Origin of the sequence: Mesorhizobium sp. B2-4-3, from assembly GCF_006442815.1 — a bacterium.
Lineage (GTDB): Bacteria > Pseudomonadota > Alphaproteobacteria > Rhizobiales > Rhizobiaceae > Mesorhizobium.
On record NZ_VFVL01000003.1, the window covers coordinates 117871 to 141377 of the forward strand.

General features: G+C 65.3%; 22 protein-coding genes. 11 read left to right on the forward strand and 11 right to left on the reverse strand.

The window, feature by feature from the left end; translation table 11 throughout:
* The first annotated feature begins 20 nt into the window (after positions 1-20).
* On the forward strand, positions 21-437 hold the full coding sequence (locus tag FJ956_RS04655; RefSeq protein WP_140673988.1) for a cupin domain-containing protein: 417 nt from the start codon (positions 21-23) through the stop codon (positions 435-437).
* A gap of 176 nt (positions 438-613) precedes the next feature.
* Here the strand turns inward: FJ956_RS04655 and FJ956_RS04660 are convergent, their stop codons facing one another.
* Entirely contained in the window at positions 614-1807 is a 1194-nt protein-coding gene (locus FJ956_RS04660) for a Xaa-Pro peptidase family protein (protein WP_140673986.1), read from the reverse strand.
* A gap of 333 nt (positions 1808-2140) precedes the next feature.
* On the opposite strand from FJ956_RS04660, the gene FJ956_RS04665 reads away from it, so the two are divergent.
* From FJ956_RS04665 to FJ956_RS04695, 6 genes are all read left to right on the forward strand, one after another.
* A complete protein-coding gene (locus tag FJ956_RS04665) occupies positions 2141-3751 on the forward strand; it encodes an ABC transporter substrate-binding protein (protein WP_140673984.1) in 1611 nt (536 codons plus the stop codon).
* A gap of 267 nt (positions 3752-4018) precedes the next feature.
* Complete coding sequence (locus tag FJ956_RS04675) at positions 4019-5005, forward strand: ABC transporter permease (RefSeq protein WP_140673982.1); 987 nt, start codon at positions 4019-4021, stop codon at positions 5003-5005.
* Complete coding sequence (locus tag FJ956_RS04680) at positions 5002-5832, forward strand: ABC transporter permease (protein ID WP_140673980.1); 831 nt, start codon at positions 5002-5004, stop codon at positions 5830-5832. Before FJ956_RS04675 ends, FJ956_RS04680 begins: the two co-directional genes overlap by 4 nt.
* Positions 5829-6833: an ABC transporter ATP-binding protein gene (locus FJ956_RS04685; protein ID WP_181170111.1), complete on the forward strand. Its 1005-nt coding sequence runs from the start codon at positions 5829-5831 to the stop codon at positions 6831-6833. The genes FJ956_RS04680 and FJ956_RS04685 overlap by 4 nt, the downstream gene beginning before the upstream one ends.
* Positions 6830-7606 (forward strand): ATP-binding cassette domain-containing protein, encoded by a 777-nt coding sequence (locus tag FJ956_RS04690; protein ID WP_140673978.1) that lies wholly within the window; start codon positions 6830-6832, stop codon positions 7604-7606. Before FJ956_RS04685 ends, FJ956_RS04690 begins: the two co-directional genes overlap by 4 nt.
* 64 nt (positions 7607-7670) lie before the next feature.
* A complete protein-coding gene (locus FJ956_RS04695; RefSeq protein ID WP_140673976.1) occupies positions 7671-8177 on the forward strand; it encodes an L-2-amino-thiazoline-4-carboxylic acid hydrolase in 507 nt (168 codons plus the stop codon).
* A 133-nt stretch (positions 8178-8310) separates the two neighbouring features.
* On the opposite strand, the gene FJ956_RS04700 is transcribed toward FJ956_RS04695, so the two are convergent.
* The 8 genes from FJ956_RS04700 to FJ956_RS04735 all read right to left on the reverse strand — a co-directional run bounded on the left by FJ956_RS04700 (position 8311) and on the right by FJ956_RS04735 (position 17031).
* On the reverse strand, positions 8311-9096 hold the full coding sequence (locus FJ956_RS04700; RefSeq protein ID WP_246671995.1) for a DeoR/GlpR family DNA-binding transcription regulator: 786 nt from the start codon (positions 9094-9096) through the stop codon (positions 8311-8313).
* Between the two features lie 69 nt (positions 9097-9165).
* Positions 9166-10467 carry an FAD-binding oxidoreductase gene (locus FJ956_RS04705; protein ID WP_140673974.1) on the reverse strand — a complete coding sequence of 434 codons (1302 nt, stop codon included), beginning with the start codon at positions 10465-10467 and terminating at the stop codon, positions 9166-9168.
* Between the two features lie 2 nt (positions 10468-10469).
* Entirely contained in the window at positions 10470-11840 is a 1371-nt protein-coding gene (locus FJ956_RS04710; protein WP_140673972.1) for a glutamine synthetase family protein, read from the reverse strand.
* A gap of 384 nt (positions 11841-12224) precedes the next feature.
* On the reverse strand, positions 12225-12986 hold the full coding sequence (locus FJ956_RS04715; protein ID WP_140673970.1) for a glucose 1-dehydrogenase: 762 nt from the start codon (positions 12984-12986) through the stop codon (positions 12225-12227).
* Between the two features lie 11 nt (positions 12987-12997).
* Complete coding sequence (locus FJ956_RS04720; RefSeq protein ID WP_140673968.1) at positions 12998-13810, reverse strand: ABC transporter permease; 813 nt, start codon at positions 13808-13810, stop codon at positions 12998-13000.
* Positions 13810-14673, reverse strand: coding sequence for an ABC transporter permease (locus FJ956_RS04725; RefSeq protein ID WP_140673966.1), 864 nt, complete (start codon positions 14671-14673; stop codon positions 13810-13812). The genes FJ956_RS04720 and FJ956_RS04725 overlap by 1 nt, the downstream gene beginning before the upstream one ends.
* Positions 14674-14750: 77 nt before the next feature.
* Positions 14751-15914: a spermidine/putrescine ABC transporter substrate-binding protein gene (locus FJ956_RS04730; RefSeq protein ID WP_140673964.1), complete on the reverse strand. Its 1164-nt coding sequence runs from the start codon at positions 15912-15914 to the stop codon at positions 14751-14753.
* The gene (locus FJ956_RS04735; protein WP_140673962.1) at positions 15895-17031 is read right to left on the reverse strand and encodes an ABC transporter ATP-binding protein; all 1137 of its coding nucleotides are present in this window, start codon (positions 17029-17031) and stop codon (positions 15895-15897) included. The genes FJ956_RS04730 and FJ956_RS04735 overlap by 20 nt, the downstream gene beginning before the upstream one ends.
* A 118-nt stretch (positions 17032-17149) precedes the next feature.
* On the opposite strand from FJ956_RS04735, the gene FJ956_RS04740 reads away from it, so the two are divergent.
* The 3 genes from FJ956_RS04740 (at position 17150) to FJ956_RS04750 (ending at position 20375) form a co-directional block, all read left to right on the forward strand.
* Positions 17150-17962: a LuxR C-terminal-related transcriptional regulator gene (locus FJ956_RS04740; protein WP_140673960.1), complete on the forward strand. Its 813-nt coding sequence runs from the start codon at positions 17150-17152 to the stop codon at positions 17960-17962.
* 129 nt (positions 17963-18091) lie between these two features.
* A complete protein-coding gene (locus FJ956_RS04745; RefSeq protein ID WP_140673958.1) occupies positions 18092-18790 on the forward strand; it encodes a GntR family transcriptional regulator in 699 nt (232 codons plus the stop codon).
* 229 nt (positions 18791-19019) lie between these two features.
* Positions 19020-20375, forward strand: coding sequence for a glutamine synthetase family protein (locus tag FJ956_RS04750; RefSeq protein WP_140673956.1), 1356 nt, complete (start codon positions 19020-19022; stop codon positions 20373-20375).
* Positions 20376-20514: 139 nt separating this feature from the next.
* Here FJ956_RS04750 and FJ956_RS04755 read toward each other — a convergent pair whose 3' ends face one another.
* Positions 20515-21732 (reverse strand): FAD-dependent oxidoreductase, encoded by a 1218-nt coding sequence (locus FJ956_RS04755; protein WP_140673954.1) that lies wholly within the window; start codon positions 21730-21732, stop codon positions 20515-20517.
* Between the two features lie 8 nt (positions 21733-21740).
* Positions 21741-22505, reverse strand: a complete 765-nt coding sequence (locus FJ956_RS04760) for an aldolase/citrate lyase family protein (RefSeq protein ID WP_140673952.1) — start codon at positions 22503-22505, stop codon at positions 21741-21743.
* Positions 22506-22615: 110 nt separating this feature from the next.
* On the opposite strand from FJ956_RS04760, the gene FJ956_RS04765 reads away from it, so the two are divergent.
* Entirely contained in the window at positions 22616-23506 is an 891-nt protein-coding gene (locus FJ956_RS04765) for a 2-hydroxy-3-oxopropionate reductase (protein ID WP_140673950.1), read from the forward strand.
* The last annotated feature ends 1 nt before the right edge of the window (position 23507 follow it).

Here is a 23507-nt window from a genome sequence, read left to right on the forward strand (position 1 = left end):
CGAAAGGAAGGGATGAGGCAATGGCCGACAAGAGCAAGGTGTTCGTCTACCCGAAGGATGTCAGCGCCTTCGGCTTCGACTGGGGCAAGCTGTCGCTGACCGTCGCGCCGGAAGTGAACGGCGCCGAACGCTTTTCCGGCGGCGTCGTCGACCTGCCGCCGGGCAAGGGCCACACCCGCCACAACCATCGGGGCGCCGAAGAGATCATCTTCGTTATCTCCGGCAATGGCGAGCAGATGGTCGAGGACGAGAACGGCAATCCGGTGGTGGCCAAGGTCGGTCCCGGCTGCACCATCTACGTACCGGAAAGCCGCTTCCACTCGACGCTGAACACCGGCGACCAGCCGATGCAGCTTTTCGTCGTCTATTCCCCGGCCGGCCCGGAGCTGGCGCTGCGCGACCTGCCGGATTTCAGGCTGCTGCCGGCGGGCAAATAATCTTCAGCGTTGCAGCCCCCTCATCCGGCCGCTTCGCGGCCACCTTCTCCCCGGCGGGGAGAAGAGGTTGGCGCCGGCGCCGCCCGCTCCTCTCCCCTGGGGGAGAGGTCGGGTTGCCCCGAATTGCCCTTCGCAATTCGGCTGGCAATCCGGGTGAGGGGGAGCGCCGTCGAGCGCTATGCTGCCGTCCCACCCCGGTTCCACCCGCGCCCGCGATCGCCGAACATCACATAGCCGGCGTCGGTGACGGCCACCGTGTCCTCCAGCTTGATGAAGCCGCGTGTCGGGTGAAGCATGGTCGTCTCGACCGAAAGCACCATGTTCCTTTCCAGCGGCTTCGCCGCATAGGTGCCTTCATAGGCGACCGGGTGGTTGGTCATCAGGAACGGCGCCTCGTGCGTGATCAGCCCCATGCCATGCGCGAAGAAATCCGTGTAGGCCGCGACCTTGGAGGCCTTCAGCACGCTCTCCGCATGCGCGATCATGTCGCCGCCCAGCACGCCGGCCTTGACCTTGGAAAAGGCCGCCTGCTGCACCGTTTCCACTTCGGCCAGAAGATCCTCCAGCTCGGCGTCCGGCTCGCCGAGCACGCCCATGCGGCAGAGGTCGCCGATATAGCCGTGATAGTTGCCGCCGGAATCGATCGACAACACCTCGCCCTTCTTCCAGGCCTGGCTGGACGCCGCGCGGTTGTGGCTGGAACCCAGCGTCAGCAGGCAATATTCGAAATGCGCGCCGCGATTGGTCTCCTCGCGCCTGAGCTGCTCGATGATGTCGGTCTTGCTCGTGCCTTCCCGCGCCCAGCCAATCGTCGCCAGCATGGAATCGGTGATGAGCTCGGAGGCGATGCGCAGCTGCTCCAGCTCCGCGTCGGTCTTGATGGCGCGCATGCGCTCCAGCATGTCGGTCGCGTCGATCAGCTTGGCATCCGGCAACGCCTTGCGGATCAGCATATAGGCGTCGGAGGGCAGGAAACCCGGTTCGATGCCGATGCGGGCCGCCGACTTGCCGATCTGGCGCAGATGCTCCACCGCCAGATTGGCGGCATCGAGCGTGCCCCAGCAGGCCGTGTGCAAGGTCGGCGTCCAGAACGGATGGTTCTGGTGTTCGCTGCCTTCCATCTTGTTGCCGATATAAGCGGCATGTTCCGGCGCGCCTTTCTCGTAAAGGACGATCGGCAAATAGCGGCTGTGACCGATCGCGTCCATCGCCGCGAAGAAGATGAACTTGTAGCCGCCGAGCAGATATTGCGTGTTGTGCTTGGAGGTGGCGAAGAGCACGTCGATGCCGGCCTCTTCCATCAGCCGGTCCACCCGCGCCTGATCGAACGGGACATTGCTGACCTCGGTTTTGCCCGGAGCGATGTTCATCTGCCTCTCCCTTTTTTCATCGGCCGCAGGAGCGCCGAACGTCATGATTTATGGCTGTCGGCCAAATCTGCATCATTTTGACCACTCTGGTCCAGCCAGAATTGATCACTTTCGCGCCAAAGGCGGTTTCTGCCCGAATCCAGATCCTGTTTCTCTATAATCTGGTCCTACCAGATAGGGGCATGGGAGACTCTTTCGGCCGGCTGGTCCAGTGGACGGAAATTTCAAAGCCAAGCCATGATGCGCCAAATCCGTCTCTGGCGAAACCTCTGCCAAGGGCCATAATTGCCGGATTGCCGCGCCTGCCACGGCGCGAAGAGGGGAGTTTGAGCGATGTCCGACTTGACGATTTCACGCCGCGGCCTGCTGGCCGGCTCGGCGCTGCTTCTGGCCTCGACCGCGCTGCCGACCATCGGCTTCGCGCAGACGCCGAAGAAGGGAGGCCGGCTGATCCTTGCCGCCGATTCCGAGCCGCGCAACCTCAACCCGGCGATCGTCGCCTCCAACGGTGTCTTCTTCATCTCGAGCAAGATCGTCGAGACGCTGGCCGAAGCCTCCTTCGACGGCAAGGACGGGCTCGAACCGCGCCTGGCCCTTTCCTGGGAAGGTGCCGCCGACGGCCTGACGGTGACCTTCAAGTTGCGCGACGGCGTCAAATGGCATGACGGCAAGCCCTTCACCTCCGCCGACGTCGCCTTCTCGGCGCTGCAGATCTGGAAGCCGCTGCAAAATCTCGGCCGCACGGTGTTCAAGGACCTGGAGGCCGTGGACACGCCGGACGAGCTGACGGCGGTCTTCAAATTCGCCAAGCCGACGCCGTTCCAGCTGATCCGCAACGCGCTGCCGGCGCTGTCGAGCGTCGTGCCGAAGCACCTTTATGAGGTGGGCAAGATCGAGGACAATCCGGCCAACAACGCGCCGGTCGGCACCGGCCCGTTCAAGTTCGCCGAATACAAGGCCGGGCAATATTACCGTCTGGCCAGGAACGACGCCTATTGGGGCAAGGACGAACCCTATCTCGACGAGATCGTCTACCAGGTGCTCCCCGATCGCACCTCGGCCGCCGCTGCGCTCGAGGCGGAAGAGATCCAGCTTGCCGCCTTCTCCGCCGTGCCGCTCGCCGATCTCGACCGCATTTCCAAGGTGCCGGGTCTCAAGGTCATCACCAAGGGCTATGAGGGGCTGACCTACCAGCTCGTCGTCGAGATCAACCACCGCCGCAAGGAGCTGGCCGACCTGAAAGTGCGGCAGGCGATCGCGCATGCCATCGACAAGGATTTCGTCATCAAGACGATCTTCCTCGGCTACGCCGCGGCCGCCACCGGCCCGGTGCCGAAAAACGATCCGCAATTCTACACCGCCGACGTGCCGACCTATGCCTTCGACGTCGCCAAGGCCAATGCGCTTCTCGACGAGGCCGGCTACAAGCGCGCCGACGACGGCAAGCGCTTTGCGCTGAAGCTGCTGCCGGCGCCCTACTTCAACGAGACGAAACAGTTCGGCGACTATCTGCGCCAGGCGCTCGCGGCAATCGGCATCGACGCCGAGATCGTCAACAACGACTCGGCGGCCCACATCAAGGCCGTCTATACCGATCATGCCTTCGACCTCGCCGTCGGCCCGCCGGTGTTCCGCGGCGACCCGGCGATTTCCACCACCATCCTGGTGCAGAGCGGCATCCCGGACGGCGTGCCCTTCTCCAACCAGGGCGGCTACAAGAACGCCGACCTCGACGCGCTGATCATCAAGGCATCCGAGACGCTGGATACGTCAGCCCGCACCGAGCTCTACAAGGAGTTCCAGAAGAAGGTGGCGGCCGATCTGCCGCTGATCAACGTCGCCGAATGGAGCTTCATCTCCGTCGCCCGCGACACGGTCGGCAACATCGCCAACAACCCGCGCTGGGCGGTGTCGAACTGGGCAGACACCTATCTCGCGGGCTAGCATTTTCCTAAGGCTTGCACATCGCCTAATCGGGTGCTCAGCTTCCACGGTGAGAGTTCCTTCGCGCCCCCCTCTGTCCTGCCGGACATCTCCCCCATTAGGGGGGAGATTGGCGGCTTCCGCGCCCCTTACCTCTCTGCAACCTTGGAGATTGGCGAACGCCGTGACGACAGCTGATCTCCCCCCAAGTGGGGGAGATGTCCGGCAGGACAGAGGGGGGCGCCGTAGAGCGCGACCTCAGAGGCTTGCGAACAGCGTACTTTCGCCATGACCCGCGCCCTCGCCCTCCTCCACCGCCGTCTCGTCGGCAGCGTCTTCGTGCTCCTCATCGTCGTCATCGGCAGCTTCCTGCTGCTCGAAGCCGCCCCCGGTGATGCCGTCGACGCCTATATCGTCTCGACCGGCGGCGATGCCGGCATGATCGAATTGCTGCGCCATCGATGGGGCCTCGACCAGTCGGAACTGACGCGGCTAGCCAACTACCTCTGGGCGCTGCTGCATCTCGACCTCGGCCAGTCGGTCACCTTCTCGCGGCCGATCCGCGAAATCATCTTCGAGCGCCTGCCGACCACGCTGATCCTGATGGGCAGCGCCACCGCGCTCTCCTTCTGCCTGGGCTCGGCGCTTGGCATCTATGCCGGTGCCCGGCCCGGCAGCTTTCGCGACCGCCTCCTGTCGATCGGCTCGCTGGCGCTCTATGCCGTGCCCGGCTTCTGGCTCGGCCTTGTGCTCATCGTCGTCTTTGCCGTCGACCTGCGCTGGCTGCCGATCGGCGGCATCGAGACCATCGCGTCGGCCAAGACCGGGCTGGCGCGGGCCCACGACATCGCCACTCATCTCGTGCTGCCGGTCTCGGCGCTCGGCTTTATTTATCTCGCGCTCTATCTGCGCATGATGCGCGCCGGCATGGCAGAGGCCTGGCGGCAGGATTTCGTGCTTGCCGCTCGAGCGCGAGGCCTGTCGCGCCGCCGCATCGTGCTTGCCCATGTTGCCCGCAACGCGCTTCTGCCCTTGGTCACCATGCTTGGCCTGCAATCGGCACAGATGCTGGGCGGCAGCGTCGTCATCGAAAGCGTTTTCGCCGTGCCGGGTCTCGGCCGCCTGGCGCAGGAAGCCGTCGCCGGACGCGACACGCCGCTGCTGCTCGGCATCATCCTGGTCAGCACCGTCCTGGTCATCATCATCAATCTTCTGGTCGACCTCGCCTACGCTGTCCTCGATCCGCGCGTCGGCGCCAGCGAGGCAAGCGCATGAACCGCCTGCGTCGTTTCTTGCAGACGCCGGAGGCGATTGCCGGCGCAATCATCCTGGCCTTGCTCATCGTGATGGCGTTGGCGGCGCCGCTGCTGTTTCCCGGCGACCCGCAGGCGATCGCCGGGCCGGCGCTGCTGCCGCCGTTCCAGGACCTGTCGCTGCCGCTCGGCACCGACCGGCTCGGCCGCGACGTGCTGGCCGAGCTGTTCCATGGCGCCCGCACGTCGCTGGCGGTGGGGCTGGCGGCGGCCGCCGCTGCGCTCCTCATCGGCTCGGTCGTCGGCACTTTGGCCGGCTTTGCCGGCGGCCTGGTCGACGATGTGCTGATGCGCATCACGGATGCCTTCCAGACCGTGCCGGGCTTCCTGCTCGCGCTCGCTTTCGTCAGCATTGTTGGCCCCTCGCTCGGCGTCGTCGTCGCCGCGATCGCGCTCGGCGCCTGGACCGGACCGGCGCGGGTGGCACGCGCGGAAGTCCTGTCGATCCGCGAGCGCGATTATGTCGCCGGCGCCCGCGTCATCGGCATGCATCCGCTCGAAATAGCCTTTCGCGAGGTGCTGCCCAACGCCCTGCCGCCGGTGCTGGCGCTGTCCTCGGTGATCGTCGCAGCGGCGATCCTCACTGAGGCAGCGCTCTCTTTCCTCGGCCTCGGCGACCCCAACCGCGTTACCTGGGGCGGCATGATCGCCGAGGGACGTACGGTGCTGCGAACCGCTCCCTTCCTGTCGGTCGTTCCCGGTATCGCGCTGGTGCTGACCGTGCTCGGCGTCTACCTCGCCGGCGAAGGCGTGGTGGAAAGCACCGCCGTGCGCAGGAGCCTGTCGTGACGGCGCTGCTGTCCATTCGCGATCTGTCGGTGCGCTATCGGCGCGATGGTGTGGGGGCACTGAAAGGTGTGAGCCTGCACGTCGAGGCCGGAGAGCGCCTGGCGATCATCGGCGAAAGCGGCTCGGGCAAGAGCACGCTGGCGCTGGCGGTCGCGGGGCTGTTGGCGAAGGGTGCTGTGATCGACGGAACCATCGAGTGGACGATACCAAAATCGCAAACGTCTCATTCCTTCGCGCCCCTCTCTGTCCTGCCGGACATCTCCCCCACAAGGGGGGAGATTGAGCCCTCATCGCCGCTTTCGCCAATCTCCAACGTTGTAGGAGAGATGCCGGCGGCGAAACCGCCAATCTCCCCCCTTGTGGGGGAGATGTCCGGCAGGACAGAGGGGGGCGCCGTAGAGCGCCAGCCTTCTCATCCACGCGATACCATCCCCCACCTCGGCCGTGACATCGGCTTCGTCTTCCAGGACCCCTCTTCCAGCCTCGACCCCGTAATGCCGGTCGGCAAGCAAATCGCGGAAGTAGCCCGCGCTCATCTTGGCCTCGGCTGGCCGCAATCCATGACCCTGGCCAAAACCCTGCTCGACCGCGTGCGCCTGCCTAGCCCGGACGCCGTGCTCTACGCCTACCCGCACCAGCTCTCCGGCGGCCAGAAGCAGCGCGTGGCGATTGCCGCGGCAATCGCTGCTGGACCAAAGCTCTTGATCGCCGACGAAGCGACCAGCGCCCTCGATACCATCGTCCAGGCCGAGATTGTCGCCCTGATCCGCAGGCTGGTCGCCGAGGACGGCATGACGCTGCTCTTCATCAGCCACGACATCGCGCTCGCCGCCACGCTTGCCGATCGTATCGCGGTACTGCGCCACGGCGAACTGATCGAGCTCGGCGAGACGGACCAGATCCTCAATGCGCCGCGCCATGCCTATACGCGGTCCCTGCTCGATGCCCATCTCGGCCTCGACGCCAGACCGCTGCTTGACCGGCAAGGCGCGTCGGCATGACCGTGCTTGCCGTCTCCAATCTGGCCAAGCGCTACCGTCGCGGCGGCAAGCCTTTCGCGGCGGTCGACGACGTGTCTTTCGAGATCGGCCGAGCGGAAACGCTGGCGCTCGCCGGCCCCTCCGGCAGCGGCAAATCCACCATCGCGCGGCTGGTGCTGCGTCTGATCGAGCCCGATGCCGGCCGCATCGACTTCGAAGGCGCGGATTTCCTCGCGCTGTCGGGCGCCGCGCTACGCGCCCGCCGCGCCCGCCTGCAAATGGTGTTCCAGGATCCGCTCGCCGCCTTCAATCCGCGCGCCACGGTGGCGCGCGTGCTGGACGATCCATTGCGCATTCACAACATCGCCTCGCGCGCGGAGCGTCCGCGCCGGATCGCGGCGCTGCTCGAGCGCGTCGGCCTCGACGCCAGCCTTGCCAGCCGCGCCATCCACGAGATTTCCGGCGGCCAGCGCCAGCGCGTTGCGATCGCCCGCGCCATCGCCACGCGACCGTCGCTGATCGTCCTCGATGAGGCGGTGTCGGCGCTCGACGTATCGGTGCGCGGGCAGATCCTGGAACTGCTGCTCGACCTGCAGCGGCAGGAACGGATCGCCTATCTGTTCATTTCCCATGACCTCGGCGTCATCCGCGCCGTGGCGCACCGCATCATCGTCCTCGATTCCGGCAGGGTCGCCGAGAGCGGAGATGCCCGCGCCGTCATCGCCAACCCGCAATCGGCGATCGGCAAGGCGCTGGTGGCGGCGACGCCAAGATTGACTAGGAGCCGACCATGATCCCGCAAAGTGGGACCCGGTTTGCGGACAAGACCATGGTCAAACAACAACATCAGGACACGCCATGACCGATCCCGAATCCGCCAGAGCCGAAAAGCTGTCGGGCGAGCTCGACTCCGCCTTCCGCAACCGCGCCGACCTCTACCGCCTTTTCCTCGAAGAGCTGACCGCCGAGATCGGCGCCGAGAAGGCCGAGGCGGTGATGATCCGCAGCATCGAGAAGCGCGGCCGGGAGGTCGCGGCGGCGGCCTTCGCCGGCTTCGGCCCCAATGACGCGCCGGCGATCGGCGAAGCGTTTCTCGCCGTCAGCCCGGATGGCGGGCGCATGTATCCCACCGATGTCGAGCGAGGGCAGGACCACATCGCCTTCAAGGTGAAGCGCTGCCCGCTGAAAGACGCCTGGATCGAAGCCGGCGTCGGCGAGGGAAAACTCGCCACGCTCTGCCGCATCGCCGGCGCCTTCGACCGCGGCCTGTTCGAGGCGACCGGCGTGCGCTTCGCCAATATCACCTGGACGCCTGGCCACGGCCCCGGCTGCTGCCACATCGCCTTGACCAACCGGGACGCTTAGAGCAATCCTAGGAAAAGTGTGGGCGGTTTTCCGTCCGGAATTGCGTCGGAGCGTCGGAACGTCGGAACGTCGGAACAAAGAGATAGAGTGGTTCGCCGGTTCCGCGAAACGGTGAAACGCGCCAGCCGGAGAATTATTCGGCAAAGACGTGCAGCTCGCCGCCCGCTTCGTCGATCGCGGCGCGCAGTGCCGCCGCCGGCTCGCTGTCGGTGACGACGTCGGAGATCTCGCTCAGCGCGCAGACGCGTTCGAGGCCGCTGCGGCCGAACTTGTCGTTGGTGACGACCAGCATCGTCGACAGTGATCGCCCCATCATCGCGCGCTTCACCGCCGCGGCGCCCGAGATCATGTCGCTCGGGCCTTCGGCATTCAGCGCCGAGGCGCCGATGATGGCGACGTCGGCATTGTAGCGGCGCACGAATTCGACCGTATCCTCGCCGAGCACGGCGGCCTCACGGCTGTCATAGGTGCCTGGGCAAAGGATGACGCGGAAACTGGGGTTGGCGCCGGCCACCGAGGCGGCGCCAACGGAGTTGGTGATGATCGTCAGGTCCCGGCCGAGCTGCGACAGGCTGCGCGCGACCTCGTAGGTGGTCGATCCGCCATCGATCATCACGATGCGGCCTCGCTCGATCAGCCCCGCGGCGCCGCGTCCGATGCGGGCGCGCTCCTCGACCATGGTGAGGCCGCGTTCGGCGATCACCGGTTCCGACGTCACCAGCGAAATGGTGGCGCCGCCATAGGTGCGGTTGATGAGCCCCGCCTCGCCGAGCTCGATCAGGTCGCGGCGGATGGTCTCGCCGGCGACGCCGATGCGGCGCGCAAGCTTCGAGATGCGGATCGAGGCCGAGCGCCGCACCTCCGACAGGATCAGCTCATGTCGTTCTTTCTTCGTCAGCCGGTCCGGCTCGATATTCATCGCTCTTCCTTCCCGGGATTTCGTCCCGGCGCGGAGACATTAGCCACGCCGGGAACGGGAAAGCCAGCCTCAATGCCGCAACCGGTCGCGCATCGCGTACCACAGCATGCCGAGCACATAGAGCGGCCCGCGCAGCGCCGTGCCGCCCGGGAACGGCAGCGGCGTCAGCGTCGAGAACAGATCGAGCCGCGAGGCGTCGCCCGTGATCGCTTCCGCCAAAAGCTTGCCCGACAGCGTCGACAGGATGACGCCCTTGCCGGAATAGCCATGCGCGAAATAGACCTCGCCATAATGCCCGACATGCGGCAGGCGCGAGGTCGTCACCGACACCAGACCGCCCCAGGCATGATCGATGCGGCAGCCCTGAAGCTGCGGAAAGGTCTTTTCCATATGCGGCCGCACGAAGCCGGCGATGTCGGCCGGCGGCGACGGCGTGTAGCGCTCGCCGCCGCCGAACAGCAGGCGGCCATCGGCCGACATGCGGTAGTAGTTGACGACGAACAGCGTGTCCGAGACTGCGACATTGGCCGGGATGACGTTGCGCGCTCCCTCGAGCGGTTCGGTGGCGACGATATAGTTGCCGACCGGCATGATGCGGCTGTTGACACGCGGCTCCAATCCCTTGAGCAGCGCATCGCCGGCCAGCACCACATGCCTGGCGCGGACCGAGCCCTTGTCGGTGAACACCCGGATCGACGGCTCGCGCTCCAGCCGGACGGCCACCGAGTTCTCATGGATGACGACGCCGGCGGCGGAAGCGGCGCGGGCGAGCCCCAGCGTGTAGTTCAGCGGATGCATATGGCCGCCGAGCCTTTCGTAGACCGCGCCCTGATAGGGCGTGTCGACCATCTGCCGCGCCTGCGAAGCCGACAGGATCTCGACATCGGTGAAGTTCATCACCTTGGCGAGGCATTCGGCCTCTTGCTCGAAGTCGCGCACATCCGAAGCGCTGACGGCGCCGACCAGATGGCCGGTCTGGCGCAAGTCGCATTCGATGCCGTGACGCTCGATGATGTCGAGCACCAGCCCGCGCGCCTCGAAGGCGAGGTCGAACAGCGCCTTTGCCCGTTCCGGCCCAAAGCTCTTGACCAGGCCCCTGGCGCCCTTGCGCAGGCCCGGGATCATCTGGCCGCCATTTCGGCCCGAGGCGCCCCAGCCGATCTTGCCGCCTTCGAGCAGCACCACTTTGAGACCACGTTCGGCCGCATGCAGTGCCGCCGACAGACCTGTGCAGCCGCCGCCGACCACCACCAGATCGGCCTCGACATCGCCGGCAAGTGCTGGATGGTCGGGCGCCGGATTGGCGGTGGCGACATAATAGGATTTGCCGATATCGAGACCGGAATTGAAACCTGTCGAACGCGAAGCCATGGTCACACCTTGAGCAACAGATGGTCGCGTTCCCAGGACGTCACGACGCTCTGGAACAGGTCGAGCTCGACGCTCTTCACGCGCAGATAGGTCTGGAAGAAATCCTCGCCGAGCAGCGCCCGCGCGGGCTCGCAGGCGGCAAAGCGGTCCAGCGCCTCCTCCATGGTTTTCGGCAGCGTGCTCCGGCTGCGATAGGCATTGCCGAAGGCTTCCGGCGAGCGTGCCAGCTTCCCCTCAATACCGAGATAGCCTGCGATCAGAGAGCCGGCCATGGCAAGGTAGGGATTGGCGTCCGCCCCCGGCAGCCGGTTTTCGATCCGCCGCGCGGCGCGCCCGCCCATCGGCACGCGCAGGCCGCAGGAGCGGTTGTCGTGCGACCACTCGATGTTGGCCGGGGCGCTGTGGTTGGGCCGGATGCGCCGGTAGGAGTTCACGTTGGGCGCGAACAGCGGCATGATTTCGGGGACGTATTTCTGCAGGCCGCCGATGAAATGCGCGAACATCCCGGTGTCCTCGCCGTCTTCGCCGGCGAATAAGGGCTCGCCCGCTTCGTCGACGATCGACATGTGCAGATGCATCGAGCTGCCGGCCTGCGCGGCGATCGGCTTGGCCATGAAGGTGGCGTGCATGCCGTTCGCCTGCGCCGCCTGGCGCGCCAGGCGCTTGAACAACAGCACCTTGTCGGCAAGCGCCAGCGGATCGCCATGCAGGAGATTGATCTCGAGCTGCGCCGTACCGGATTCGTGGATCAGCGTGTCGAGCGGCAGACCTGCGACGGCGGCATGTTCGTAGATCCGTCGCGTCACCGCTTCGAACTCCTCCATCGCCTGCATGTCGTAAGGGTGCTGCACGCTTTCCGGCCGACCGTTGCGTCCGGTCGGCGCGGTGATCGGGCGATCCGGATCGGGGTTCGGCGCCGTGAGATAGAATTCGAGCTCCGGCGCCATCACCGCGCGCCAGCCACGCTGGCGGTAAAGGTCGAGCACGGCCCTCAGCACATGGCGCGGCGAGGCCATCCACGGCCGGTCGTCCATACGGAAGGTGTCGGCAAAGACATAGGCCTTGCCGGAGCTGCCGGGCGCGACGCACAGCGTGGACGTGTCCGGCACCATGCGCATGTCCGGGTCCGAATAGGCGAAGCCCTCGTCGATGGAGCCGGAATAGCGGCCGTCGATGGCGACCAGGAAGGCGCTGCTCGGCAGATAGAGCGCCCGGTCGTCGAGCGATTTGAGGAATTTGGCGACCGGCAAGGTCTTGCCGCGCAACACGCCGTTGACGTCGGCCACGAAGCACTCGACTTCATTGATCGCATGCGTTTTCAGCCAGCCTTGCGTGTCCGCGCCGGGGAATGAGGTGTTCAGATTGTCAGGCATTGGTGATGTCCGTACGAAGGAGAGATCGCTTCGGCGGGCAGGTCCGTTCCGGGTGGGGCGTTATCTAAGCTGCGTTATCCGAGAACGGACGCCCGCCTGATGACCGGCCGAAAGGCCGGGTCCAGCGGCCTGCATACCTTCGGTCCAGCCGTCGCGAACGACATGCGAGCCGACCTTTGTCTCCTCCGCGCGCTGCAGGTTCTCATGGCGGCAGCAGCGCATGATCAGCGGTACCCCGTACGCGCAAACGAAACACCGCAGGCAAAAATCGGATGCCTTTCGCGGTATTGCTGTTTTGCAGCTTGCATGACGGGTCTCACTAAAGATGGAATTATGGTTTGACCGATCATCGCCGCCGGCGCAAGTCCGCTTTGCTGGACCAGATCAGCCGATGCTCTCGCCGCCATCCACGACCAGCGCCTGCCCGGTCATGAAGGACGAGCGGTCGGAGACGAGGAACAGGATGGCTTCCGCGATCTCCTCCGCGCTTGCCCAGCGCCCCATCGGGATCTTGGTGCGGACATAGTTTTCGATCGCGTCGCGGCCGCCCATCTGGGCGATAAACGGCTCGTTGAACGGCGTGTCGACCCAGCCCGGGCAGAGCGCGTTGATGCGCACATTGTGCCTGGCGTAGTCGAGCGACATCTGCCTGGTCATCGCCACCACGGCGTGCTTTGACGTGGCATAGGCGATCATCTCGCGGTCGTAGAAGACACCGGAATTGGACGCCGTGTTGAGGATGACGCCGCCACCTTGGGCAATCATCGCCGGCATGACGGTCTTCGCCGCCAGGAATTGCGCCCGCACATTGATGCGCCATGAGGCGTCCATGCCATCGGTGCCGACTTCCGTCAGCGTGCCGCCGACCTGAATGCCGGCATGGCTGTGCAGGATATCGATCCGGCCATGCTTGCCGAGCGTTCCCTGGATGAGTGCTTCGACGGCCGTGTCGTTGCCGACATCGGTGGCGACAGCCTCGGCGCGGCCGCCGGCGTCGCGGATGCCGGAGGCGGTGGCTTCGCCCGCCGCCGGATCGCGGTCCGCGATCACCACGAGCGCCCCTTCCCTGGCCATGATCATCGCCCCGGCGCGCCCGATGCCCGACCCCGCGCCTGTCACCACGGCGATACGGTCTTTCAGGATCATGGATTGGTCTTTCAAGACGATGGCTTTCGACGGCCAAGCTGCCATTGCGCAAGCAGCACAAGTAGGACCGATGCGCAGAGCACGATCGTCGCGATGGCGTTGATCTCCGGCGTCACGCCGCGCCGGATCGAGGCGAACACATAGATCGGCAGCGTCGTCTGCGCGCCGGCGACGAAGAAGGCGATGATGAAGTCGTCGAAGGAGAAGGTGAAGGCGAGCAGGAAGCCGGCGATCACCGCCGGCATGATCTGCGGGAGCACGATCGATCGGAACGTCGTCAGCGGCGTGGCATAGAGATCGCTCGAGGCCTCGACCAGATTGCGGTCGAGGCTGCCGAGCCGCGTGCCGACGATCATCGTCACCAGCGCCATCGAGAACAATCCGTGCGCGGCGATGATCGAGCCGTAGCCGAGCGAGAGCCGCGGCGGCTGGTCGGTCGGCCACAGCGAAGCGAGGAACGGATTGAGGACGGCGAAGAGCTGCACCAGCGCCACCAGCGTCGAGATGCCGATGACGACGCCCGGAACGACGATCGCGGCGCCCAGCAGCGCGTCGAACAGCGCCCGCGTCCGCGCGCCGACGCGCTGCAGCCCGAGCGCCGCGGCCGTGCCGCAGAAAGCCGCGAGCAGCGCGCTCGTCGTGGCGATGAACAGGCTGTTCTTCAGCGCTTCGACCAGGAAGGGATTGGACAGCGCCTTGCCGTACCATTGCACCGAGAAGCCGGTGAACTCGCTGGCATGATGCCCGGCATTGAAGGAGAACAGCACGACCAGCGCGATCGGCAGATAGAGGAAGGCAAAGGCGGCAAAGACGAAGGCGCGCATCAGATCAGGTCCACCCGGCGTGCGCCCGAGAGCCGGGTCGAGATCCGATTGGCGACGGTCAGCACCACGACCGAGACCAGCACCAGCGTGATGGCGATGGCCGATCCGAACGGCCAGTTGCGCGATTGCAAGAAGAGATCGACCAGCGCGTTGCCGATGAAGAACACCTTGCCGCCGCCGAGCAGCGTCGGGATCAGGTACTCACCGAGCAGCAGGATCATCACCAGCGAGAAGCCGGTCATGACGCCGGGCAGCGACAGCCTCAGCGTCACACCGAGGAAGGTCGACAGCGGCGTCGCACCCAGATCGGCGGAAGCCTCCAGCAGCCGGCGGTCGAGCCGCTCCAGGCTGACATAGATCGGCAGGATCATCAGCGGCAGATAGCCGTAGACGATGCCGAGCAGAACAGCACCCGGAGTGTTGATCAGCCGCAGGTCCTCGATGCCGACATAGGCGAGCAGGGCCGGGATGCCGCGCCCGCCGAGGATGTACATCCAGGCATAGGTGCGCATCAGAAGGCTGGTCCAGAACGGGATGACGATCAGCGCGAGCAGGATCAATCGCCAGCGATCCGGTGCCCGCAGCGCCAGATAATAGGCGACGGGATAGGCGACGAGCAGGCAGGCGAGCGCTCCGGCGGGGGCCAGCACCATCGTGTTCCAGAACGCGGTCGCCCGCGCCGGCAGGTTGGCGTATTGCGCGAAAGTCAGCGCTGCCTGGTAGCCGCCTTCGGGCGCTCGCTCGCCGACGCTGAAGATGGCGATGGCGACGAAGGGCAGCACCAGGAAGACGACCAGCCACAGCGCCGCCGGAGCAAGCAGCAGCGCCGTGATGAAGTTTTTGCGAAAGAGACTGCCGCGCATCGATAAAGCCGGTTGGGAGCCGGCGGACATTCGTCCGCCGGTCGCATTGTCTGGTTCGGGTTTGTGGCCGCTCCCGCTCAAGCCGACTTGAAGCGCGCCATTAGCTCGGCGCGGCCCGGATCGGTGAGCGTCGCGGCGGCGCCGAATTCCAGCGGCTTCAACAAATCGGCGGCCGGATAGAGGATCGGATTGTCCAGCACTTCCTTCGGCAGCAGCGCGTTGACGCGCGCGTCGGTCGAAGGCGCGCCGTTGGCCAGATGCTCCTTCACCGCGACCTTCGGGTTCATCAGGTAGTTGAGCAGCGCGTAGCCGGCCGGCTTGTTCGGCGCATCCTTCGGGATCGCGTAGAAGTCGGTCCAGATCTCGCCGCCTTCCTTGCCGAGCACATAGGCGATCTCGGGGATGTCGCGGTGGAGCTGCGCACCGTCATTGGTCCAGCACATCGTCATCCAGGCATCGCCGGCGCGCATTCCCGGCTGATAGTCGCTCGACACCGCGAACAGATGCGGCTTGACCTTGAGCAGCAGCTCCTCGGCCTTGGCAAGCTCGTCCTGCTTCAGCGAGTTGAACGAATAGCCGTGATATTTCAGCGCATTGCCGATCGTGGTCAGCTGATAGTCGTGCACCATCGCGCGGCCGTCGCCTTCGGCCATCGCCGTGTCCCAGAATTCCTTCCAGCTCGACATCGGCTTGGTCAGCTTCTTGGTGTTGACGGCAAAGCCGGTGGTGCCCCAGTTCTTCGGCACGGCGTAGATCGTCCCGTCGATCGTGCCTTCCGCCGTGAAACGCGAATCTTCCGACTTGCCATCGAAATTGCCGAGCTTGGCCATGTCGAGGGCTTCGATGATGCCGAGCTTCTTGTAGGTCGAGATGGTGTAGTTGGTCGGCACGAACAGGCTCCAGCCCGAGCCGCCCGCCTGCAGCTTGGCCAGCATCTCCTCATTCGAGCCGAAGACGTTGACCTCGACGGCGACGCCCGTATCGGCCTTGAAATTCTCGAAGGTCTGCGGGTCGTGGTAGTTCGGCCAGGTGGCGATCGACATGCGGTCGCCAAGGTTCTCGGCGGCGAAGGCCTGGGTCGGCATGATGCCGAGCTCGCGCGCCATCACCGCGGTCGCCACACCAAGGCCGGTGAGACCGAGGAAATCGCGCCGGCTGATCGAGCCGCGCTTCAGGCGCATCAATTGGTCGACGAATTTATCGGGGGTTATCGGCAGTCCGTCACGATAGGATTTCGGCATGTTGGTCTTCCCTCTGGTTGGTCCCGTTGTTCTTGGGTCCCGGAAACGCCAGCGGCGCTCCGGCGGCAAAGCCGATGGCGACGGGTTCGCCCGGCTTGAAGAGGTTGCCCTGGCCGATCACATGATCGGCCTTGGCGAGCAGCGATCCGATGCCCTGGACCTCGATCGCGTATTCCGCCGTCGAGCCCAGGAAGATGCGGTTGCGGACGATGCCTTTCAGACTGCCGTTTCCGGGCGCCGAAAGGCTGAGCGATTCCGGCCGCAGGCTGACGGATACGGCCTCGCCTCGGCTGAGCGGCCCCCGCTTGCGCGCCGAGATCACCGTGCCGTCGGCGAGCGCGACATCGGCGAGATCGCCGGAAAGCCCGGCCACCTTGCCGCTCAAGAGATTGGTCTTGCCGACGAAATCCGCAACGAACAGGTCCGCCGGCTCGTCATAGATCTCGCTCGGCTGTCCGAGCTGGACGACGCGGCCGCCATTCATGACGCAGACGAAGTCGCTCATCGACAGCGCTTCCTCCTGGTCGTGGGTGACCAGCACGAAGGTGATGCCGATCTCGCGCTGCAGGTTCTGCAACTCGATCTGCATGTCGGTGCGCAGCTTCTTGTCGAGCGCGGCCAGCGGCTCGTCGAGCAGCAGCACCGCCGGCTTGTTGACCAGCGCGCGGGCAAGCGCCACGCGCTGCTGCTGGCCGCCGGAAAGCTCGTGGATCTTGCGGCGTCCGTAGCCGGCGAGCTGCACCATGGCCAGCGCCTCGCCAGCCCTCGAGGAGATATCGCGCGACGACAGCCTGGGTCTTGCCTGGCGCAGCCCGTAGGAGATGTTCTCCTCGACATCGAGATGCGGGAACAGCGCATATTGCTGGAACACCATGTTGACCGGCCGCCGGTAGGGCGGCGTGCCGGCCATGTCGCGGCCGCGGATCAGCACCTGGCCTTCGCTCGGCTGCTCGAAACCGCCGATCATGCGAAGGCAGGTCGTCTTGCCGCAGCCTGAGGGGCCGAGCAGCGCGACGAAAGCGGAAGGCGGGATGGCAAGGTCGATGCCGCTGACCGCGGTGACCGCGCCGTAGCGCTTGGTGACCGCGCGAAATTCGATATCGGGCACTGCAGTCAAGCCACGGGCTCCAGCGACAGCGTGAGGCAATGCCCTGACGCTAGCAGAGGCAATGCCGCCTAGTATATACCTCGCAGGTGGTATATTTAGCTGATTTTATCGTTTAGAGGGGTATGAATTGGCCGCTTCCCGCAGTGACGACTACAACGCCTTGGCCACCGTCATCGCCGCGTCGCGCGAGACCGGCGGCGACCATTTCGGCAAGGCTATCGTCGGCTGGCTGCGCGGGCACGTCCGTTTCGACCACTGCGTGATCTTCGGCTATCGCGGCGCCGCGAGGCCGCCGCTCCTGTTCGAGACCTTCTCGCCGACGGAAAGCCACATCTTCGTCGCGCTCTATCAGGAAGGACCCTATCTGCTCGACCCCTTCCATCACGCCGCCGTCGAGCGCAAGGAGGGCTTTTGGCGCATGCGCGAGCTTGCGCCCGACCGCTTCTATGCCAGCGAATATTACCGGTCCTATTACAGCCAGACCCGCCTCGCCGAGGAAGTCGGCTTCTTCGTGCCGCTGGCCGGCAAGGACGCGCTGGTGCTGTCGCTGATGCGGCTGCGCGCCACCGGGCCGTTCGGAACGGCGGATGCCAGGCTGCTGCGCGACATGGCGCCGGCGGTGATCGGCTTCTGCAGGCAGCACTGGCCGTCCCTGCCTACCGAAGAGGTCGCGACCCAGCCCTCCGGCGAAACCATCGCAACAGCCAACGAACTCGATCGCGCGCATATCTGGAAGAGCCTGTCACTGACCTCACGCGAAAAGCAGATCGTCGACCTTGTGCTCCAGGGCCACTCCACGGAATCGATCGCCAGGACGCTGCGCATCGTGCCGGGGACGGTGAAGGTCCACCGCCGCAATATCTACCGCAAGCTCAAGATCAAGTCGCAGGCGGGTCTCTTCGCGCGCTTCGTCGAGATCATCGACGCGCGGATCGGATAGCAACGCCGGCCGCCCTTGCGGCGGTTCGCGTTGAGCGTCTATCGTGCGGCCGAAACGACCGGCCAGCTATCCCGGCGGCGGATCAGCTGACGAAACAGATCTCAGGACGGATGGAGCAGCGCATCGCCAATGGCCGACAAATCGCAATTCGGACTGACCGCTGTCGATACCGTTCCCCTGCATGAGAAAGTCTATCTGGAGCTCGTGCGCGCCTTGATGTCGGGGCAGCTCCAGCCCGGCCAGAAGCTGACCTCGCGCAAGCTCGCCAAGGAGCTCGGCACCAGCGACATGCCGGTGCGCAGCGCCTTCATGCGGCTGCAGGCGCTCAGAGCCCTGAGCCCGATGCCGAACGGCAGCGTCGAGGTGCCGCTGATTTCGGCCGACCGCTTCCAGCAACTGACCGCCGTGCGCACGATCCTGGAAGGCACGGCCACCGAGCTCGCGACGAAACTCATCAACGGCAACAATCTGCGCGCGATCCGGCGCCACTGCGCCGAGCTTACCGAAGCCGCCCGCGGCGGCGGGATAGATAACTATCTGCGCAAGAACTATGACTTCAAATTCTCGATCTACCGCCACTGCGGCAACGAGCAGATGCTCTTCCTGATCGAGACGGTATGGATGCAGGTCGGCCCCTTCCTGCGAAACCTGCACATCGGCTTCGAGGATGACCTGGCCGGCATTCTCGGCATCGACCACCACGAGGAGGTCGTGGCCGCGATCGAGGCCGGCGACGGCGAAAGGGCGCGCGCCGCGATCGTGCGCGATATCGCCGAGGGTGCGGCCCACATCCTCGGCCAGGTGAAATTTCCGCAACTGCGCCACTGACGGGCAAGGCGGCCTCGAATCCGGCTTGGCTTTCGTCGATCGGGCCGCTATGTTGCGATCGCAGATCGCACAATATGGACCTGAAATGCCTCCCGATATCCCAGCTAGTGACTTGAAAAAATGAAGAAAAGCCACCCGGCAGCAGCCGTGTTGGCCTTCACGAACTCACAAGCTGAAAATTGGATATCGTAGCCGACAGGGCTACAGCACCTAGAAAAGGGGCTGGAAATTGAGCGATGCGATTGCGGACGTTTTGAAGTGGCTGGACGGCAGGAAGGACATCCAGAGCCTGCGGGCGGCGGTGTGCGACCTGAACGGCATCATGCGCGGCAAGCGCATTCCGGTCGAGCAGGCGCGCAAGGCGCTCGAAGGCAAGCTGCGCATGCCCTATTCGGCCATCGGGCTCGACATATGGGGCGAGGACATCGAAGGCAACGCCCAGGTGTTCTCGACCGGCGACGCCGACGGGCTTTGCCACTGGACGGGGCGCGGCATACTGCCGGTCAACTGGACGGCGCACCCGACGGCGCTGTTGCCGGTCTGGCTGGCGGACGACGGCGGCGCCCCCTACCTTGGCGATCCGCGCCGCGCGCTGGCACGCATCCTCGACCGCTACGCCGCGCTCGGCCTGACGCCCGTTACCGCGACCGAGCTCGAATTCTACCTTGTCGATCCGACGTCGCAGCGGCCTGTCGGACCGGTCTCGCCGGTAACCGGTCGGCGTCTCGATTCCGACGCGGCGCTTTCGATCGATGAGGTCGACGATTTCGAAGCCTTCATCCACGATATCTACGAAGCCTGCCGCATGCAGGACATTCCGGTCGACACCGCGATCGCCGAGAACGGCGTCGGCCAGTTCGAGATCAATCTCAACCACGTGCCCGACGCCCTGCGCGCCGCGGACGATGCCGTGCTCTTCAAGCGCACCGTCAAGGGCATTGCCCGCAAACATGGCTTCGCCGCCTGTTTCATGGCCAAGCCCTATGGCGAACGCGCCGGAAACGGCTTCCATGTCCATTTCAGCGTCCTCGACAAGGACGGCCGCAACATCTTCGATGACGGCTCGGATCAAGGCTCCGACACCATGCGCCATGCGGTTGGCGGCCTGCTTGCCGCGATGGCTCAAAGCACGCTGGTGTTCGCGCCGCATTTCAATTCCTACCGCCGGCTGCGGCCGCGCTCCTATGCGCCGACCGCCGTCGCCTGGGGTTATGAAAACCGCATGGTGGCGATACGCATTCCGGGCGGCCCGTCGGCCGCGCGCCGCATCGAGCATCGCGTCTCCGGCGCCGACGCCAATCCCTATCTGGTGCTGGCGGCGATCCTCGGCGCGGCGTTGATCGGCATCGAGCGCCAGCTCTCGCCCGGCGAGCCGACCGGCGGCGAGGGCCAGGGGCTGACACTCGCCAAGCTGCCGCCCGACTGGGCCTCGGCGATCGCCGCCTTCGAGGCGGGCCAGCGTGTCGCCGAAATCTTCCCGGACGTGCTGCGCGACGCCTTCGTCGCCTGCAAGCGTCAGGAGCTGAACACTTTCGCGCTCAATGTCAGCGACTTCGAGATCGAGACCTATCTCGAAAGTGTTTGAGGTGTGCGTGTCACTGCCGCAATCCTGAACTACCGGGCTAGGCGCCTGGCCGCACGGATTATCTGATGGCGTCCCGCGGCAGCGACCTTGCATTGGCAGCGAACGCCTCGCTCGGGTATGCTGCAATTCATTCCCTGTTCTAGATCACCGCTTCCTCGAGGAACGGTTCGTTGCGCGCGATCCTTTCGTAGCAGAATGGCGAAAGGTCCAGCGTCTGGAACGCGCCGTGGACGATCAGCTCCGACACCGCACGGCCGACCGCCGGCGACTGCTGCAGGCCGTGCCCCGAAAAGCCGTTGGCGAACATGAAGTTCTTCACTTGCGGGTGGAAGCCGACAATGCCGTTGTGGTCGAGCATGTTGTATTCGTAATGGCCGGTCCAGCTCGTCTGCACCTTCAGCGCGTCGAAGGCCGGGATGCGGTGCCAGAGCGCCGGCCAGATATGGTCGTCGAACTCCTCGAAATGCATTTCGAAGTCGTCGTAGCCGGCCGGTCCGTCGCCCTGCGGCGTGTTGCCGGTAAGGAAAAGCTCGCCCTCCGGCCGCACGAATGTGCCTGAAAGGTCGATGACATTGGGCATGCGGCCCGGGATCGCATTGGCGCTGGCAAACACGAAGCTGTAGCGCTTGTAAGGCGCGACCGGAATAGACAGCCCGGCCATGGCGGCGACCTGCTGCGCTCGCGGACCCGCCGCGTTGACCAGCGTGCCGCAAGCGACCGTCTCGCCCGTCTCAAGCCTCACCGAGACGACCCGCCCGTCAACGATGTCCAGCGCCGTCACGGCATTGTCGATATATTCGACACCGCTACCACGCGCCGCACGGCGAAAGCCGTTCAACATGCCCATGGAATCGAACCAGCCCTCTTCGCGAGCGCCCCACGAACCGCCGCCGAGATCCTCGACATTCAGCCACGGAAAACGGTCCTTCAGGGCGCCCGGTTCGAGGAAGACGGTGTGGGCGCCGAGGCTGCGCTGCAGCTCGACCCGCTCGCGCGCCGCCTCCACACCCTCGGGCGAGCAGCAATAGAGATACCCGTGCTCCTTGAAGCCGAGATCGGGCGCCGGCTCGTTCGTGTAGAACGGGGCCATCCGCTCCTGGAAACCACGGATGATCTCGATGCCGAACTGGCTGATCTTCACGTTGATCGGATTGGAATATTGCTGGCGGATCGCGCTGGTGGAAAGCGCGGTCGAGGAGAATTCGTAGCTCGAGTCGCGCTCGACCACGAGGATCGAGGCGCCGCCGCCCAGCGCCTGGCTCAGCCAATAGGCCGTCGACGAGCCGACGACCGCGCCGCCGACGATGACGATGTCATAAGCGTTGCGCGACGGTGCTTTGTAAGGGGGGATCGCCATGACTATTCCTACCGATTGAACGAGGCGACCAGGGCGTCCGAACCCCGCGCCAGCAAGCCGAGATCGGAACCGACCGCTACCATGGTGAGGCCGTCGGCGAGGTAGCGGTCCGCATCGGCCTTCACGGGAGCCAGGATGCCGCTGGCCTTGCCTGCCGAGGCGGCGGCCTTGCGTACCGACGATATCGCCTGCTGCACAGGCCCGGCGCCAGGATTGCCCATCGCGCCCATATTGGTGGAGAGGTCGCCCGGCCCGACGAACAGAACGTCCACACCGTCCACCGCTGCGATTTCGGCGGCGTTCGCCACACCGGCCTCGTCCTCGATCTGCACGGCAAGCAATTGCTGCTCGCGCGCCTTGGCGTGGTAGCCGGCGATACGACCGAAAGCATTGGCGCGGTGGCCGACCGAGAAACCGCGGAAGCCGCCTGGAGCATAGGTCATCGCCGCGACGATTGCGCGTGCCTGGTCCGCCGTGCGCACATTGGGGATCATCAGGCTGCGGGCGCCGATATCCAGCGCCTGCTTCATCAGATTGGGATCGTCGGATGGCAAGCGCACGACCGCCTCGCAGGGGAACGCCGCCGCGACCTGCAACTGCGCCATGATGCTGCGTAGGTCGTTCGGGCTGTGCTCGCCGTCGATCAGCAGCCAGCCCGCCCCGGAGCCCGCGACGACTTCGGTGGTGAGCGCCGAGGCCAGCGAGCACCAGATGCCGATATGAGCCCGGCCGGCCTGTACGGCCGCCTTCAGCGAATTGACGCGCTCCTGCATGTGCGATCGGTCTCCAGTCGTGAAGAAGGTGCATTGAAATTTGTATGATGTCCTATATCATATGCCTTGCTTGAGCTGCAAGGCGCTCCGGCGCCGCATGGGAGTTGCGTATGAAAATCGGCTTCATCGGACTTGGCGTCATGGGTGCGCCGATGGCCAGGCATCTCGCCGGTGCGGGCTATGAGATCGTCACCGTCCTCAACCGCTCTCCTCTGCCGGAGACCCTCGACGCATCGGTGGTCGCCTCTCCCGCCGAGGTGGCGCGGGCGTCCGAGATCGTCATCACCATGTTGCCCGACACGCCCGACGTCGAGCGCGTCCTGTTCGGGCAGAACGGCGTGCTGGAAGGAATGTCGGCTGGCAAGCTGGTCATCGACATGAGCTCGATCAGTCCGATCGCCACGGCCGGCTTCGCCGCGAAGACAAGGCAGGCAGGCGCAGGCTATCTCGATGCGCCGGTCTCCGGCGGCGAGGTCGGCGCCAAGGCGGCCAGTCTCACCATCATGGTCGGCGGGCCGGCCGCCGAGTTCGAGCGCGCGCTGCCGATCTTCGAGAAGCTCGGCAAGAACATCACCTTGATCGGGCAAGACAACGGCGCCGGCCAGACCTGCAAGATCGCCAACCAGATCATCGTCGCGCTCAATATCGAGGCGGTCGCCGAGGCGCTGGTCTTCGCCAGCAAGGCCGGTTGCGATCCGGCAAAGGTGCGTGGCGCCCTGATGGGCGGCTTCGCCTCCTCGCGGGTCCTGGAGGTGCATGGCGAACGCATGATCGCCCGCAGCTTCGCGCCGGGTTTTCGTATCCGGCTGCACCGGAAGGATCTCGATCTTGCGTTGGAAAGCGCCCGCGCGCTCGGCGTTGCCTTGCCGGGCACCGCAACGGCACAACAACTGATGAATGCCTGCTCAGCCCGGGCGGGCGGCACGGAGGCCGACCATTCTTCACTCGTTCGAGCCCTCGAAATCCTCAGTCATCACGAACTCTCAAACGGAAAGGAATAAC

What these genes read in the sequence shown, in the direction of transcription:
- FJ956_RS04655 (WP_140673988.1), top strand. Translation starts at nt 21, where the DNA reads ATGGCCGACAAGAGCAAGGTGTTCGTCTACCCGAAGGATGTCAGCGCC.
- FJ956_RS04660 (WP_140673986.1), bottom strand. Translation starts at nt 1,807, where the DNA reads ATGAACATCGCTCCGGGCAAAACCGAGGTCAGCAATGTCCCGTTCGAT.
- FJ956_RS04665 (WP_140673984.1), top strand. Translation starts at nt 2,141, where the DNA reads ATGTCCGACTTGACGATTTCACGCCGCGGCCTGCTGGCCGGCTCGGCG.
- FJ956_RS04675 (WP_140673982.1), top strand. Translation starts at nt 4,019, where the DNA reads ATGACCCGCGCCCTCGCCCTCCTCCACCGCCGTCTCGTCGGCAGCGTC.
- FJ956_RS04680 (WP_140673980.1), top strand. Translation starts at nt 5,002, where the DNA reads ATGAACCGCCTGCGTCGTTTCTTGCAGACGCCGGAGGCGATTGCCGGC.
- FJ956_RS04690 (WP_140673978.1), top strand. Translation starts at nt 6,830, where the DNA reads ATGACCGTGCTTGCCGTCTCCAATCTGGCCAAGCGCTACCGTCGCGGC.
- FJ956_RS04695 (WP_140673976.1), top strand. Translation starts at nt 7,671, where the DNA reads ATGACCGATCCCGAATCCGCCAGAGCCGAAAAGCTGTCGGGCGAGCTC.
- FJ956_RS04700 (WP_246671995.1), bottom strand. Translation starts at nt 9,096, where the DNA reads ATGAATATCGAGCCGGACCGGCTGACGAAGAAAGAACGACATGAGCTG.
- FJ956_RS04705 (WP_140673974.1), bottom strand. Translation starts at nt 10,467, where the DNA reads ATGGCTTCGCGTTCGACAGGTTTCAATTCCGGTCTCGATATCGGCAAA.
- FJ956_RS04710 (WP_140673972.1), bottom strand. Translation starts at nt 11,840, where the DNA reads ATGCCTGACAATCTGAACACCTCATTCCCCGGCGCGGACACGCAAGGC.
- FJ956_RS04715 (WP_140673970.1), bottom strand. Translation starts at nt 12,986, where the DNA reads ATGATCCTGAAAGACCGTATCGCCGTGGTGACAGGCGCGGGGTCGGGC.
- FJ956_RS04720 (WP_140673968.1), bottom strand. Translation starts at nt 13,810, where the DNA reads ATGCGCGCCTTCGTCTTTGCCGCCTTTGCCTTCCTCTATCTGCCGATC.
- FJ956_RS04725 (WP_140673966.1), bottom strand. Translation starts at nt 14,673, where the DNA reads ATGCGCGGCAGTCTCTTTCGCAAAAACTTCATCACGGCGCTGCTGCTT.
- FJ956_RS04730 (WP_140673964.1), bottom strand. Translation starts at nt 15,914, where the DNA reads ATGCCGAAATCCTATCGTGACGGACTGCCGATAACCCCCGATAAATTC.
- FJ956_RS04745 (WP_140673958.1), top strand. Translation starts at nt 18,092, where the DNA reads ATGGCCGACAAATCGCAATTCGGACTGACCGCTGTCGATACCGTTCCC.
- FJ956_RS04755 (WP_140673954.1), bottom strand. Translation starts at nt 21,732, where the DNA reads ATGGCGATCCCCCCTTACAAAGCACCGTCGCGCAACGCTTATGACATC.
- FJ956_RS04760 (WP_140673952.1), bottom strand. Translation starts at nt 22,505, where the DNA reads ATGCAGGAGCGCGTCAATTCGCTGAAGGCGGCCGTACAGGCCGGCCGG.
- FJ956_RS04765 (WP_140673950.1), top strand. Translation starts at nt 22,616, where the DNA reads ATGAAAATCGGCTTCATCGGACTTGGCGTCATGGGTGCGCCGATGGCC.